The sequence below is a fragment of the Paractinoplanes durhamensis genome, assembly GCF_016862175.1.
Lineage (GTDB): Bacteria > Actinomycetota > Actinomycetes > Mycobacteriales > Micromonosporaceae > Actinoplanes > Actinoplanes durhamensis.
In genome coordinates, this window is sequence record NZ_BOML01000092.1 from 1 (window position 1) to 15365 (window position 15365).

8 protein-coding genes are annotated in these 15365 nt (G+C 68.8%); 3 read left to right on the plus strand and 5 right to left on the minus strand.

What is annotated here, in order from left to right:
- Window positions 1-2524, minus strand: a 2524-nt coding sequence (locus tag Adu01nite_RS45805) for a non-ribosomal peptide synthetase (protein WP_203735700.1), incomplete at its 3' end; no start/stop codon positions are given.
- An 868-nt stretch (window positions 2525-3392) separates the two neighbouring features.
- On the opposite strand from Adu01nite_RS45805, the gene Adu01nite_RS45810 reads away from it, so the two are divergent.
- On the plus strand, window positions 3393-3746 hold the full coding sequence (locus Adu01nite_RS45810) for a LysR family transcriptional regulator (RefSeq protein WP_203735701.1): 354 nt from the start codon (window positions 3393-3395) through the stop codon (window positions 3744-3746).
- Here Adu01nite_RS45810 and Adu01nite_RS45815 read toward each other — a convergent pair.
- Genes Adu01nite_RS45815 through Adu01nite_RS45825 form a run of 3 tightly spaced genes read right to left on the minus strand, consistent with a single transcriptional unit; the run spans window position 3697 to window position 6745 of the window.
- Window positions 3697-4770, minus strand: a complete 1074-nt coding sequence (locus Adu01nite_RS45815; RefSeq protein WP_203735702.1) for a radical SAM protein — start codon at window positions 4768-4770, stop codon at window positions 3697-3699. The genes Adu01nite_RS45810 and Adu01nite_RS45815 overlap by 50 nt on opposite strands.
- Before the next feature lie 53 nt (window positions 4771-4823).
- Window positions 4824-5927, minus strand: coding sequence for a zinc-binding dehydrogenase (locus tag Adu01nite_RS45820; RefSeq protein WP_275414789.1), 1104 nt, complete (start codon window positions 5925-5927; stop codon window positions 4824-4826).
- Complete coding sequence (locus Adu01nite_RS45825) at window positions 5924-6745, minus strand: phytanoyl-CoA dioxygenase family protein (RefSeq protein ID WP_203735704.1); 822 nt, start codon at window positions 6743-6745, stop codon at window positions 5924-5926. Before Adu01nite_RS45825 ends, Adu01nite_RS45820 begins: the two co-directional genes overlap by 4 nt.
- Before the next feature lie 388 nt (window positions 6746-7133).
- Here Adu01nite_RS45825 and Adu01nite_RS45830 point away from each other — a divergent pair, with 388 nt between their 5' ends.
- Complete coding sequence (locus tag Adu01nite_RS45830) at window positions 7134-7790, plus strand: 4'-phosphopantetheinyl transferase family protein (protein WP_239133208.1); 657 nt, start codon at window positions 7134-7136, stop codon at window positions 7788-7790.
- Here the strand turns inward: Adu01nite_RS45830 and Adu01nite_RS45835 are convergent.
- The gene (locus Adu01nite_RS45835; RefSeq protein WP_203735706.1) at window positions 7777-11598 is read right to left on the minus strand and encodes an SDR family NAD(P)-dependent oxidoreductase; all 3822 of its coding nucleotides are present in this window, start codon (window positions 11596-11598) and stop codon (window positions 7777-7779) included. The genes Adu01nite_RS45830 and Adu01nite_RS45835 overlap by 14 nt on opposite strands.
- Window positions 11599-12712: 1114 nt before the next feature.
- On the opposite strand from Adu01nite_RS45835, the gene Adu01nite_RS45840 reads away from it, so the two are divergent.
- Entirely contained in the window at window positions 12713-15361 is a 2649-nt protein-coding gene (locus tag Adu01nite_RS45840; protein WP_275414790.1) for an AAA family ATPase, read from the plus strand.
- The last annotated feature ends 4 nt before the right edge of the window (window positions 15362-15365 follow it).

The following is a 15365-nucleotide window of genomic DNA, read 5'->3' on the forward strand; positions in this document are numbered from 1 at the left end:
GAAACCCACGAACCTTCACCTGACCATCAACCCGGCCGCTCAGTTGCAGACCCGTGTCGCGGTGCCAGCGGCCGAGGTCACCGGTGCGATACATGCGAGCGCCCGGAGCGCCGAACGGATCGGCGACGAACCTCTGCGCGGTCAATCCCGGCCGTCCCAGGTAGCCCTGCGCCAACTGCGCTCCAGCGAGATAGACCTCGCCGGCCGCCGCCACCGGCGCCGGCCGCAACCCGCGGTTCAGCACGTACACCCGGGTGCCCGGGCCCGGCCAGCCCACCGGCACCGCGCCGTCCGGCACGGGCGCGTCCGCCTCGATCGAGAACGCCGTGGTGCCGACCGTCGCCTCCGTCGGCCCGTACTCATTGACCACCGTCACGCCCGGCGGCCGGTGTCGCCGGAGCATCTCACCGGAGAGTTGCTCACCACCGAGAACGAGGAGCCCGCCCGGAACCGGGCCGCGCAGCATCGGCAGATGCGACGGTGTCGCCTTCACCAGCGCATCACCCACACCGGTCGGATCGGCCTCGTCCGCCGCCGCCAATCGCACACACCCGCCACACGTCAACGGGCCCAGCAACGTCGTCACCGTCAGGTCGAACGCCGGTGACGAGTGCGACAGCACCTGTTCCGACAGCCCCGGATACGTGCCGGTCACCCAATGCAGGTAGTTCGCCAGCGCACCGTGGGACACCACGACACCTTTCGGCGTCCCGGTCGACCCGGACGTGTAGATCACGTACGCGGCCTGCGCCGCGGTGACGGGCACCGGGTCGGCAGCGGGCCCCCGCTCGTCCGGAGCCAGCACCAGCACGTCCGCGCCGACCGGCGACGCCTCGTCCGTGATCAGCACCCGGCAACCCGCGTCCCGCACCATCCACTCCCGCCGCTGGTGCGGCGCCGACACGTCCACCGGCACGAATGCCGCACCACGCCACAACACCGCCAGCACGGCCACGACGAGGTACTCGCCGGGGTGCACGGCGACACCGACCCGGTCACCCGGACCGACGCCGGCCAGCGCCAACCGGCCGGCCAACCCCGCCACCCGTTGCGCCAACGCCTGGTACGACACCGCAACGCCGCTGCGCGACACCGCCGGCGCCTGCGGAACCCGAGCCGCCTGGGCGGCGAACCGTTCCACCACCGGCGGCGAGGGGTGCGCGGGCGGCGCACCGGAGCCCGCCGTCAACAGCCAATCCGCCTCGCCGGGCAGCAACGCGTCCACCCGGTCCACCGCTTGCCCGCCGTCCTGCGCGAGCGAGGCGGCAAGGACCGCCTGGAACCGGTCGAGCAGCCGAACGGCGGCGTCGCGGTCGAACACGTCCGGGCGGTAGTTGAGCAGCAACCGGCCGGGCACGGCGATCAACGCCAGCGGATAGTGCGTCCCGCCGTGGCCGGTGAGGCCGATCAGCCGCCGCGTTCCCCGGCCTTCGATCTGGCTGCGCATCTCCGGCTCGTCGAGCGGGATGTTCTGGAAGACCGTGAGCGTGTCGAACAGGGGGCCGCTGCCGGGCGGGCCGGGCAGTTCGGGCAGGCTGAGGTACTGGTGGTCCAACAGTCGGGACTGCTCGTCCTGCAGCCGGGTCAGCAGGTCGAGCACCGTGTCGCCCGGCTGCCACCGGACGCGTACCACCACGGTGTTGAGCAACATGCCGACCATCCGGTCGATGCCCGGAATCTCCGGCGACCGCCCGTTGACCGCACCGCCGAAGAGCACGTCGCAGCTGCCGATGAGATTGCCGAGCAGCATGCCCCAGGCGCCCTGCACGACGGTGTTGGTGGTCAGGTCGTGCCGGCGGGCGAAGCCGGTCAGCTCGGCCGACAGGTGCGGCGACAATTCGGCCTGGAGCTGTTCCTGCTCGGCCGGCAGGGAACGCTGTGCCTCGGGCGCGATCAGGGTCGGCCCGTCGACTCCGGAAAGGGCCTCGCGCCACGCCGCCATCGACGCGTCCCGGTCCCTTGCGCCGAGCCAGGCCAGGTAGTCCCGGTAGGGAACGACCGGCGGCAGCGACGGATCGTCGCCGCCGTGGTTGTAGAGCCGGAACAGCTCGTCCAGGACCAGCGGCGCGGACCAGCCGTCCATGACGATGTGGTGTATCGACAACAGCACGCGATGCCGGCCTGCCGGACAGCGCACCGCGGTGCAGCGCAGCAGCGGCGGCCGGGCCAGGTCGAAGCGGCGGCGCCGGTCCTCGATCCGCAGCCGGTCCAGTTCCGCCGCAATGCCCGCCTCGTCCAGCTCACTGAGGTCCAGGTACTCCAGGGGCGGCTCGACCGAACCGACGATGACCTGCACCGGATCTCCCGAACGCACGGTCCGGAAGCCGGCTCGGAGCACGGCATGCCGGCGCAGCAGCGCACCCAGCGCGACCCGCAACGCCGCCAGGTCGAGCTCGCCCTCCAGATCGAAGACGTACTGCAACAGGTACGGGTCCGGGCCGTCCCGGTCGAACTCGTCGTGGAAGAGCAGGCCTTTTTGCAACGGTGACAGCGGCCAGACGTCGGTCAAACGGGGCGTTTCCATGCCGCTACCTCCAGTTAAGGTCAAGTTCATCGATGTCGTCCCGGCTCAGGTTCACCGGAACGACGCCGGAAGGCGGTGAGTCGCACGACACCGGTTTCCGCAAGCCGTCCACCGGCCGGCCGCCGGGCCACCGAACCGCGGCGAGCGGCATCTCCGGCCACGCCCTCGAGCCGGAGGCATCGCCTTCCGGTGGCGGAACCCGATCCGTGGGCGCTCCACGTCGCCGGACTGCCCGGCGGTCCGGAGTCACGTGACGCCGCAGGTCGCAGGGCAGTCCATCGGCGTACGCGGCGCGGATCTGCTTCTTAAGCCGTTTGCCGGTGTCGGTCAAGGCGGGGCCGTCCGGGGCTTCGGGCCGGCGGCGGACGCGTCAGGCTCGTCCGGGTTCTCGTCGACGAAGAGGTGCCCGCCGCCGATCTCGCGCGTGGTGCACGGATCGAACTCGCCGCGCCCGCTCAGGCAGGCGGAACAGGCGCACCCGGGACGAGCGGCGGCAGATGCGGCGGACCTGTGGCGTGTCCACGGGCAACACCGGCTCACCGTCGGGATCCTGGAATGGATTCGTCACGTCCGCTCCTTCGATTAGGCGCTGAACAAGCTGCAACGAGACGCCGCTCGACGGGAGAGTGGACGTTGTTCAATTCGGACGGTAGAGAGTCACGATGCCCGGCTCAACCCCTATTGGCACGCGAAACATAGGGGCCAGCGCCCGACAACCCCGGCCGGCGCCGCGCGCGAAAGCGAAACGATAGCGATCCTTAAGCGCGACAGCCCAATCTGACCGGCGGCCGGAACGGGGACGGAATGCCGTGCGCAGCGTCCGGGCTGTTCCTTCGCGCGTGGCACTGCGACGATACGGGGAGTTCTGATGCACGAGCGCGAGCTGAGGGCATTTGTGGCGATAGCCGAGGTCGGCCGGATGGACCTTGCCGCCATCTCGATCGGCTACTCTCAACCGGCGGTCAGCTATCAGATCAAATGCCTGGAGAACGAGCTGGGCACGCGACTGTTCGCCCGCCATCCGGGCGGGGTCCAGCTCACCCGTGCGGGAGCGATGGCGCTGCCGTCAGCCCGTGCCGTGCTCACCCTGCTGGACGGCATCAAGGAGGTCACCGGACGGCAGGAGCCGGTGCCGGCCGCCGCCCTGCACAGGACGGCGGCACCCACTCGCTTCAGTCCTCGCCGTCGACATACTGGACGTCGAGCGTACCTAGTTCGTTGACCGTTGCGGACTCCGGCAACACATAGCCAGGGTTCCAGCGCAGCCGATCCTCCAGTCGATAGGACGTTCGGATCGTCAAGGTTCCGTCGCGATCCGCAAGAATGCTTCCCGGGGCGGGAACAACCTTGCCGACCGCGGTCATGATAGCGAATTTCGGTTTACCCAGACCGCTCAGGAACCCACCATCATTGAGCTGTGCCGACAGTTCCAGGGCGCGCGCCACGGACGTACGAAATTCGTCGGTTCCCACCATCGGGACAGCGTGGAAGAGATAGTGCGGAATGACCCTGAGCGCCCGGAGCCTGTCGTACAGGTCCAAGAGGGTGTTCAGGTTGTCGTTGACACCCTTGAGGATCACATTTTGGCTGTGCACGCGAACGCCGCAATCGCTCAGCCGTTGGATAACCTCCACCGCCTCGGTTTGCAGCTCGAAGGGATGGTTCACCTGGAGCGATATTTCGAAGAGGAAACGCTTCGAATGGCGGCGGAATAATTCATATGTCGCGTCACTGAAGGCGAGTGGGTCCTGAACCGGAAGTCGCGTGCCGATCCGGGCGACCTTGATGTTCGGCGCCGCCGCCGCGATACCGGACACCAACTCGTCCAACTTCCTGGTGGCGATCAGCGGATCACCACCGGTGATGAGCACCTCTTCCAGATGTTCGTCACGAGCCAGGTACTTAAGGATCTGCGATATCTGGCCGTCCTTGAGCGTATGCGGGTCGTACAAACCCCGGATGCAGAAGACGCACTCACTCGAACATGCGCTGAGCATATCGATGACAACGACGCGACGGTAGAGTCGCTCGAGCCCTTCCGGGAGGTCACCCAGCGCATTGTAGTGGCGCGTGCCACGGGCGATTCCCGGCTCCTTGCGCGGCATCCTGAAATATTGGTTGTATATTCCCAGATAGGCATCCGATCCGCTGCCATGTTCACGCTTGGCCCGTTCGAGCAGATCACGGATGTAGGGTCGCACCCGAGGCTTCTGATCGGTCATTATGACATTAAGCAGTCCGGCCACATCAACTCCCTTGATAACGGAATTCCGGCCTATGGGCGCGTGGCTCGGTTCACCTACCGGGCATCGAGCACCACCTTGAGATGTGAGCCGTTCTTGACGCAACGCATCGCCTGCTTCACCTCCGCCAGCGGGAACGCGGTCACCAGGCGCGCCAGGTCGAAGCGTTCGGAAAGAGCCGGAAGCAGATCGATGTAGCTCATCAGATGGGCGCCGGTGAACGCCCACGATCCCAGGATCCTCAGCTGGCGGTAGACGATCTGGTGCGGGTTGAAGACGGTGTCACCGCTGTCGGTGTACTGGCCGATCACGAGATAGTCGCCGCCCCGGCGGACCAGGCGTATTCCCTCGGTCACCGCTTCTGGCACGCCGGCACACTCGATGACGAGATCCGCGCCCGCCCCACCGGCGGTCAGCTCCATGGCCGACTCGAAGACTCGGGTCCGGTCGCCCGGTTCGATCACATCGAGATGGTGATCGCCGATACCGCATCGACGCGCCAGTTCGAGGCGATTCGCCGGACCGCCGAGAATCGTCACCGACGCCGCGCCACTGAGCTGAGCGACCGCGGCGGCGGCCAGACCGACCGGCCCGCTGCCCTGAACCACGACGGTCTCGCCGGCACTGACCGGCCGGCGTTCCAGGGCGTGCATCACGGTCGGCCCGGCGCAGGCGAACGCCATCGCCGCGAGCGAATCGGTCGCCTCCGGCAGGACCACCACCGTGGTGCCGGCACGCAGATAGATGTACTCCGCCCAGGAGCCGGAGATCGCCGGTTCGACGCTCACCGGGCGGTTCACCCCACAGGTCTGGCGATTGACACAGAGCGTCGGCTCCCGGTGGACGCGGCATGCGCGGCACTCCCCACAGGAGATCGACGACGCCCACATGACCCGGTCACCGGGGCGGAGCGGACGGCCCGCCGCGTCGTGGGTGACCCCGGCGCCGAGCTGATGCACGATCCCCAGACCCTCATGACCCAGCACGAGAGGCGTCGGAATGGCCAGATGGCCGTCTTGCAGGTGCAGGTCCGTGCCACAGATGCCGCCGTAGGACACCCGGACCACCAGGTCGCCGGTCGCCGGCTCCGGCACCGCAAAGGTACGCAGTTCGACCGGCTCGCGCGGCCCGGGAAGGACAGCCCCTGTCGCCGCGGTCATGAGTGGGAACCTCCCAGCGTTCCCGACGGCAGGGGTTCGTCCGTCGCCACGATCGGCGTGAAGTCGCGGCCCACCAGGTACTCCGGGCGTCGATCCGCGCCCTGCGAGCGTGGCGCGTTGCGCACGTCGTTGTAGGTGATGATCAGCAATCGGCGGGGGTGCGGCGAGATATTGGCCGATGAGCCGTGCACGATCATCGGGTCGAAGAGCACCGCACCACCGCTGGCGCCCTTCGCACTGACCGATCCGTATTCGGCCATCAGCCGGTCCATTTCGGCACTGCCGAGCTGGTAGTCGTCCGGGTCCGCGTGCAGCGTCGACTTCGGCGCCGACGACTGCCGGCCGGACACGAGATCACCGAGCAGGTGGGTGCCGGGCAGGAACATGACCGGTCCGTTGTGCTCGGTGGCGTCGTCCAGCAGGACCCCCACGTTGACCGCATGTGGCGCCGGCATGTCGTCGAGGTCGCGCCAGACCACGTAGTCCTGGTGCCAGGCCCACTGTTCACCGCCGAAAGGCTGCTTCGCGTTCGTCTTGAACTGGTGCACGTAGACGTCGGAGGCCAGTAGCTGAGAAGCCACGCCGGCCAGTCGGCGGGCTCGGACCAGCCAGGCGAAACTCGGGTGACGGAGGTGGGAGGCGTACAGCGCACGTACGGTGGTGTCGTCGCCCTGCCGGATCACGTGCGGCCCGGAGGTCCGGCAATCCTCCGCGAAGGCCTGATTGAGATCGGCGATCTCGTCCGGGGTGAAGACGGAGTCCAGAAAAATGAACCCGCGTTCGCGATATTCGAGTAGCTGAGCCTGAGTCAACTGCATGCTTACTCCCGATTGACGAGCCCTCGTCTCGACCACCATCGGCGCACGCTTCGGCCGGGACCGGAGTCATCGACAGCCGACTCAGATATTCCGCGGGAAATCGCGGACCTGGCTGCGGTAAACAATATTTCGGGTGGAAGGCGCCGGGGCGTACCGATGCTGGCGGTGCGGAGAATCACTGCTGCCGAGATAGTAGGGGCCTCCGGCGGAATTGCGGCATGCCATATCGAAGATTTGAAAGCGCCTATCGGCCGGAGCCGCCCCGGGGCGCCGGGCCTCGGCACCCCTACTGGTGGCACACATCGGGCCCGGTCGTGAGATCAGGGGCCGCGCCGGCCGTGCGGAGATGGCACGATCAACCGATGCCGTGGGCTCGGGGAGGAAACGCGTGATCGAGGCGCTGCTGCCGTCGACGGTTGTGGCTGTCGAGGCGTTCGAGGACACGCCGGGCGAGGCGCCATTCCCCGGCGAGGAAGACCTCATCGCCAAGGCCGTCGAGGGCCGTCGGCGCGAGTTCATCACCGCGCGCCGTTGTGCCCGGACGGCGTTGCGCGCGTTCGGCCACCCGGACGCGCCGATCCGCCCCGGGCCCCAACGTGAGCCGCTGTGGCCGGCGGGGATGTCCGGCAGCATCACCCACTGCGCCGGTTACCGGGCGGCGGCACTGGCCCGCACCACCGACGTCGCCCTGCTCGGCATCGACGCCGAACCGAACGGCCCGCTGCCCGAGGGCGTCGCCGAGTCGGTCACCGTTCCCTGCGAACCGGAAATGCTGAAACGGCTCGCCGCTACGCATCCCGGCACCGAGTGGGGCCGGTTGCTGTTCAGCGCGAAGGAATCGGTCTACAAGGCCTGGTTCCCGGTGACCCGCCGCTGGCTCGGGTTCGACGAAGCGCGTCTGACCATCGACCCGGACGCCGGCACGTTCGCCGCGAGGTTGCTGGTCGACGGGGCCAGGATCGACGGCGGTCCGCCCCTGAGCGAGCTGCACGGCCGCTTCATCGTGAACCGCAACCTCGTCGTGACCGCGGTCATCCCGGATTGAGTGCTACCGAGCCGTCATCCAGCGCCGCCGGAGTCAGGAGCTCGGCCAGCTTCCCGACGGTGGGCGCCGCGTAGAGCTGGTGCAGCCGCAGATCCACCCGCATCTCGTCGTTGATCCGGTTGACCAGCTGAGTCGCCCGCAGGGAGCTGCCGCCGAGGTCGAAGAAAATATCGTCGCGTCCGATTCGTGCCCGGCCCAGCACGTGCGCCCAGATGTCGGCGAGCCGCTGCTCGAAGCCGGGTTGCGGGGCGACATACCGCCGCCGGGCGGCCGAGGGTTGCAGGTTCGCGAGCAGCTGGGCGCGATCGACCCGGCCGTCGGCGTCGCGGGGCAGGTCGGGGACGGCTTCAACCCGTACCGGAAAGGGGAAATTCAGCGCCGGCGCCTGCAGCGTGTCCGCGGGTAGCGGCTCGTCGGTGCCCCGGCGGTACGCGACGATCACCTCAGCCACGTACAGCTCGTCCGCGGTTATCTCCCGCAGGATGTGCCGGTTGCCGGCGTCCAGACCGATGATCAGGTGGCCGCCGGGAATGGTCAGCGCGCCCAGCAGCGAGTCGAGCGCGTCCTCGACGGGAAGGGTGCGGAAGCCACGGGATTCCGCGGCGGGGGCCAGCGTGCTGTCGCTCATGCCGACGCCCGCCCACATGCTCCACGACAGACACCAGACACGACGGCCGCGCTCCCGCGACCAATGCTCGGCGAACCCGCCGAGGAAGCTGTTGGCGGACGAGTACGCACCGAACGAACCGCCGCCGAAGTCGCCGTTGACCGACGAGAAGAGGATCAGGTCGGCGGCCGGACGCCGGTCCAGAATCCGCGCGACGGCCAGGGTGCCGAAGACCTTGGCGTGCATGGCGGTGACGAAGGCGCTGTCCGGCTCGTGGGACACGGTGCTCAGCTCGAGGTCGTCGCCACGCCGCTCGGTCGCGCCGGCCAGATGAAACACTCCGGCCAGCGGCTGGTTCCACTGCTGCTCGGCATCGCGGACAACCGTCTCGAGGGCATCCGCGTCGGCCACGTCCACGGTGCGGTGCAGCACCTCGCCCAGAGCGCGCAGGTCGTCGAGCCGCCGGTTCGGCGCCGTCGCGAACCGGTTTACCAGCAACAGCCGCACGCCGTACGCCGCCAGCAGGTATTGGGCGATCTCGTACGCGATACCGCCGAGGCCCCCGGTGACCAGATAGAACCCGCCGGTGACGAGGTGCGGCCGGCCGCCATCAGTCGGGTGCGCCGAACGCAACCGGCGCGCCAACCGCCGGCCATCGCGGTGGGCCACGACCTCCTCGCCGGCCGTGCCGAGCTCGGCCGCGACGGCGGCCGCCCAGGTCGCGGGCTCCGCGGGGGGCAGGTCGACGAGACGCACGACCGGCAGCGCCCCCTCCGCGGCAGCCGTGCGGATCAGCCCCGGAAGCGCCACCTTGGCCAGTTCGGCCCGGTCGCCGGTCTCGGCCACGACGCCGCCGGTGGTGAGCACCAGGAGCGCCGGCTTGGGACCGGAGCGGGCGGCCAGCGCCTGCAGGACGGCGCGGGCCGCGAAGAAGCCGGCGAGGTCGTCGATGTCGGACGGGGCCGGCGCGGGCTCGAGGTTCCCGGCGTGCAGGACGGCGACCACCGGCCCGAAGCCGGTGACGGTGTCCAGCAGGCGGTCGTGGGCGCCGCGGTCGGTCGGCGGGACCGTGAACTCGTCAGCGCCGGTGCCGGCGAAACCGTCGCCGGGCCGGGTGACGACGAGCCGGACACCGGCCGGCAGCAACGGGCGCAGCTGCTCGGCGAGTGAGGTGTGCCGGCCTTCGTGCACGATCCAGACACCGACCGGGGCGGGGCCCGACGGCGCCGGCACCGTCATCCAGATCGGTGCGAAGAGCGCGGATCCGGGCTCGGCGCCGGCGTCGGCAACCGCGCGCAGCGTCTCGTCGAACGCGCCGTCGTGCAGCTGGTCGATCAGCAGACGTCGCTGGATCTTGCCGATCTCGGTCTTCGGGAACCGGGCCCGGGGCACCGGGACCACCCGGTCGGGCGAGATGCCGAGTTCCTGGACCATCCGGGCACGGATTCCCGAGATCGTGGTCCGCAGCTGTTCGACGCCCTCGCCGACCGGGGCGAAGAAGACGATCAGCTGGTCGGCTCCGGTGCCGGCGCCCCGATCGGCCAGCGCCGCGACGAAGCTGACCTCGGTGCCGGGCACCTGCTCGACGACCGCCTCGATGTCGTGGCTGAAGAAGTTCGCCCCCTGCACGATGATCATGTCGCCGTCGCGGCCGGTCAGGGTGAGGCTGCCGCGATGCAGGAAGCCGAGGTCCTTGCTGTCGAACCAGCCGTCGGCCGTGAACGAGGCCGCGTTGGCCTCGCCGTTGCGGTGGTAGCCCGCCATCATGGTCACGCCGCTGATCTGGAGCCGGCCGACGTGGTCCTCGGGCAGGACCCGGCTGTCCTCGCCGACGATCCGCAGGCGTACCCCGGGAATGGGCCCGCCGAGCTCGGTGAACGCGGTCTGCCGCCAGGCGGGGCCGTCGAACCGCAGCCGTCCCGAGAGCGAGTCCTTGTCGACCCGCAGGACGCCGACGTTCTCGTCCCGGCCGTCCAGCGCGGAGTAGGTGACCCCGGCGGCCACCTCGGACATGCCGAAACTCGGATGTACCGCGCGGTCGGGCAGGCCGAAGGGCCGCAGCAGCTGGCTGAACCGGTGCACCACCTGGCTGACCACCGCCTCGCCCCCACTGCAGATGTGCCGGAGACAGGACAGGTCCCAGTCCCGGCCGGCCATCTCGTGTGCATGCTCATTGACCAGCGAGAGGGCGAAGTTCGGGGTCCACACGTTGGCGACCCGGAAGCGGTGCACCCAATCCATCCAGCGCAGCGGGTCGGCCAGGAACGCGTCCATCTCGGCGTTCACGTGATCGTTGCGGTGGACCGCGGCGCTGGCGTTGTAGAGCCAGCCTCCGACATGGTCGATCGGCATCCAGCTCAGCGAGGTGTCGGCGGCGGTGAAGTCGTTGTGCAGCGCGGCCGAGCGGATGCGGGCGAGCAGGCTCCGGTGGGTGTGCCGCACGCATTTCGGTACCCCGGTGCTGCCCGAGGTGAGCAGGTGCAGGACGGCCTCCTCCGGGTCGGCCGCGCGTGGCTCGGCTGTTTCGGCGAGCAGGGCCCGTTCCATGGTGAGCAGGTGCACGGACGCACCGGTCCACCGGGAGCCGAGGTCCCCGATGTCGGCCGCGAGGCGCTCCTCGGTGAGGACGAGTGGCCGGTCGAGCAGGTCCCAGATCGCGCGAAGCTTGCGGGTGCCGGCGTCGTCCCGGCCGTACTCGAGCGGGACGGAGACCGGGGTCGCCACGTAACCGCCGAGCGCGCAGGCCCAGAACGCGACGACGACGTTGCGTTTGGCCAGGCATTGGAAAATGATCGGATCGCCGGGAACCGCCCCCGCGGTGCGCAGGGCGCCGAGCACCCGGGCCGCCTCGGACCGCAGCTCGGCGAAGCTCTGGAACTGTTCCGTCCCGTCCGACGCGAGATACGTCATGCCACGCTCGGCGGCCTCGGCCGCGGCACGCTCCAGCGCGGCCCCGAAGGTGGCCGGCGCCGACGGATCGTCGGGCAGCTCGGCGCCGGAGACATCAGCGGGTGGCCCGGCCGGAACCGGGTCGGCCCCGGCCGCGCTCACCGGCGTCTCCACCGTGACTCCGGAGCCTCTCTGCGCGGGCCGGGCCTGCCACCGAACGACTGCGGCGACGTCGGTCACGCCCGCCTGGGCCGCGACCGCAGCCTCCAAGGCGGTGAGCCTTTCCGCGGAGATGCTGTCGATGTCCGTCATCACGCTTTCCTTCAGACTCGGGGTCGGGTGGGGGCACCCCGGCTGTCGCCGCCACCGATGCACCCCGGTAGCCGGGCGGTTCGGCGTCGAAGTCCTCGGGCGCGTCTGCCTCTCCGTCTCGGGGTCCGCCTCACACCGTGCCGCTCCCGGGGGTTTCCTGCCAACCCGGAGGACCACTGATAGGGGTTACGAGCCTCCACCCCACGGCAAGCTGAATACTTACGTTGCCGGTCCGCGGATAAGGTCTGTTCGCTGCGTGATCCCCGCTGCTTCCGGTAGCAAGCGAATGCGCGCGGCAACGGCGGATTTGTTGCCGTAAGGGAAACGCAACCTCGATAATGCGAAACGGCCGCCGGCGGTTGCCGTCCCGTTCCGAAATAATCGCCGAGACATCATGCGCCGACGTTTCCGGCACGTCGATCGTGGCATCCTGCCGCGAGCCGGATAGCCGTGGAGGCTCAGCTGGCATTTCCCGGCCGGAATTAAGGCACGATTCCACACGGACTCACGATTCCATACGGACTAAGGCAGTCGATTCAGGCGCGGCAAACCCGACAAGGGCCCACGGTACAAGACCGGAACCGCCCCGGACACCCCTAAAACTGGCGTCATCTCCAGCGGGCCCCGCAGCCCCGTACAGGCCACTCACACCCGCCACCACCAGGCGAAATACGCACGCGCACCGCGCCGCCTGCCCATTCGGGAAAGGGCGTACCCACGAACGAAGTCTCATCGCGGTAGAGTGACGCGGCCCGCTGGGTTCGGCCGACTTGGCCAAGATCAGACACACCTGCCCACGGCCAACGAGCCGCGGCAGGCACCTTATGGACGCACTCGAAAAGCCGTTCGGCACCCGCCCCCACGAACGGATATCACAAGGCGCATCCGACCTCTACCCCAGTAATCGAAGGTGCCGCACTTGCCGAGTGCGCCCGTTTCGCACGAATCAGCGCCTTTTGTTTTATCAAGATCCTCACAGTTTTGTCGGTTTCGCTACAATGGATCAACTTGCCTTTGGGTGTGTGCGTTGAATAATCCATCGATGGAGGTGGTTCATTAGATCAACAACAAAGTTCAAGCATGCCGAGTAAGTTCTCAACGGGGGGAACTGTTCATGGTTCTGGTTGAAAGAAGTGATGCGCTCGATTCGTTGAACAGCGCACTCGCGGACTGCGGGGCAGGCGCCGGCCTCATCGCCATGATCAGCGGGCCGGTGGGCCGCGGGAAGACCGAGCTGGTACGTCAGTTCGCACAGCAGGCTCTCCAGTCCGGCGCCGCCGTCCTCGCCGCAACCGCTTCGCGGGCGGAGAGCACACTGATGCTCGGTGTGGTCAGTCAGCTGTTCGCGAGCGCAAGACTGTCAGCGGAGCAGGCCGATCGGGCGTCCCGGCTCATCGAGGACGGCATGCTGACCGCGACCCTGCTCGACGGGGCCGGCGCGGAAGCCTCAGCCCCGCTGAACGGCATGTTCAGCGGTCTGGCCAACATCTTGATCGACCTGACGGTCCGCTCGCCCATGCTGCTGATCGTCGACGACACCCACCTCGCCGACGCAGCCTCGCTGCAGTTCCTGCTCTACCTGGCCCGGCGCATCGATCGAGCGCGCATGCTGGTGGTCCTCGCCGAGGCGCCACGACCCTCGCCGCGGTACTCGGTGTTCCAGGCCGAACTCGCCAGTCAGTTCAACTATCGCCAGGTGCGGCTCAAGCCGCTGTCCCGCCAGGGCATCGCGGACATCCTCAACGTGCGGCTGCCGCACAGTGAGCGGCTCGCCTCGGCCTACCACCGGATCAGTGGCGGCAGTCCCCTGCTGCTCAACGCGCTGATCCAGGACCACAAGCGGCTGGCCATCAGCACCCAGACCGCCAAGGCGGTCACCTCCCCGGTCGCCGGGGAGTTCTTCGGTCAGGCCGTGCTCAGTTGCCTGTACCGCAGCACCGGCCACCTGCTGCGGTTGGCTCAAGTGCTTGCCGTCCTGGGCGCGCCGGCCCCCCTGGCCCTGATCGGCGAGATACTCGGGCTCGATCCGGGCTCCATCGCTCTCGCCATCTCGGCGGCGACCGAGATAGGTCTGCTCAGAGGAGGGCGGCTGTGCCACGAACAGGCGCGCGCCGCCGTGCTCGACGCGATGACGGTCGAAGAGCGCGCCGCACTGCACGAGCGGGCGGCGACGGTGCTGCACGCCGAAGGCGCGTCGCCGGTGGTGGTGGCACGCCATGTGATCGCGGCCAACGTGCCGGACGTGACCCGGTTCGGGGCGACGCTGGTGGAGGCGGCGGAGAACGCGTTGCAGTCCGACGACACCGCGCTGGCCCTGGCCTGCTGCCGGATGGCCGAACGAATCCGGGCCGGCGAGGAGGACGGGACCGCGCTCAAGGCGCTGCGGGCCCGGATCCAGCTCCGAGTGGTTCCCTCCGCCGCGGAACGCACACTCGTCGAGTTGTCATCCGTGGCCCGGACCGGCCGGCTCGCCGCCCACCACGCATTGCCGCTCATCAGCTCCCTGTTGTGGCGCGGGCAACCCGAAGGTGCGCTCGAGGTGATGGAGCGTCTCGGCTCGGCCGCACACGACGAGGACACCGCGGCCGGGCTGTACCTGCACCAGATGCAAGCCTGCTATCTGTACCCGAGCCTGGCCACGCGGATACGCCCGCAGCGGTGCGCGCCCGACACCGACGTGGCGCCCGGCCGGCGCACCCTGCAACTACAGGTGGCCATGGTCATCCAGGCGCTGCTCGCCGACGACCTGACCCCGGAAACCTCCGCCGAGGCTCAGCACATCCTGCAAACCAACCGACTCGACGAGACGACCTCCATCCTGAGCGTCGCCTATTTGGATCGCCTCATCATCGCCGGGCAGCTGGAGACCGCCGCTCTCTGGTGCGGCACCCTGCTCGAGCAGGCGGAACGCCGGCGCGTGACGGTCTGGCAGGCGATGTACTGGGCGATCAGGTCGCTCATCCAACTGCAGCAGGGCGGCCTGGAGGCGGCGCAGGAGTCAGCACGCTTCGCACTACTGCTGCTGCCGGCCGACAGTTGGGGGGTAATGCTCGGCATGCCCCTGTCGGTGCTGTTGCACACCGCCGGACGGTCCGGCGAGTCCACCGCCGTGCCGCAGTTCAGCCTGCACATGCCGAAATCCCTGCAGGAAAGCCGGTTCGGCCTCTATTACCTCCGCGCCCGCGGTCGCTTCAACCTCAACCGGGGCAACACCCACGCAGCCATGAAAGACTTCGACACCTGCCGGGAGGTCCTGGCCGAATGGGACCTCAAACTCCCGAATCTGTTCCCCTGGCGGGTCGACATGGCGGCGGCGATGCTCCATCTCGGGCAGCCGGCCCGGGCCCGGGAACTTGTCGGCGAACATCTGAGCCAGCTCAACCCGATCGCCGAGGGTTCACCGAACCGCACCCCGGACATCGGGGCGGACCTCGACCGTGTTCTGGCCGAGCTGAACCCGGCCGTTGACCGGAACACCGTCCAGAACGGATCCCGGCCGGGCACGGCGGCCGAACCGGCCCAGCTCACGGCGCCTCACCCCCGGGGCATCGCCGACCTGGACATCAACACCAACCTCAGCCGGGCCGAGCTGAAGGTAGCCACCCTGGCCGCAAGCGGACACACGAACCGGCAGATCGCGTCGTCGCTGTTCGTCACGTTGAGCACCGTCGAGCAGCACCTCACCCATGTCTATCGCAAGCTCGGTGTTCAGCGCCGGACCGACCTGCACCGCGTCATATCAGCCCTGGAGAAATCTCTGTGATAGC

Excerpts from the sequence above, each read along its gene's own strand:
- Adu01nite_RS45840 (WP_275414790.1), top strand. The coding sequence starts at position 12,713 with ATGGTTCTGGTTGAAAGAAGTGATGCGCTCGATTCGTTGAACAGCGCA.
- Adu01nite_RS45810 (WP_203735701.1), top strand. The coding sequence starts at position 3,393 with ATGCACGAGCGCGAGCTGAGGGCATTTGTGGCGATAGCCGAGGTCGGC.
- Adu01nite_RS45835 (WP_203735706.1), bottom strand. The coding sequence starts at position 11,598 with ATGACGGACATCGACAGCATCTCCGCGGAAAGGCTCACCGCCTTGGAG.
- Adu01nite_RS45825 (WP_203735704.1), bottom strand. The coding sequence starts at position 6,745 with ATGCAGTTGACTCAGGCTCAGCTACTCGAATATCGCGAACGCGGGTTC.
- Adu01nite_RS45820 (WP_275414789.1), bottom strand. The coding sequence starts at position 5,927 with ATGACCGCGGCGACAGGGGCTGTCCTTCCCGGGCCGCGCGAGCCGGTC.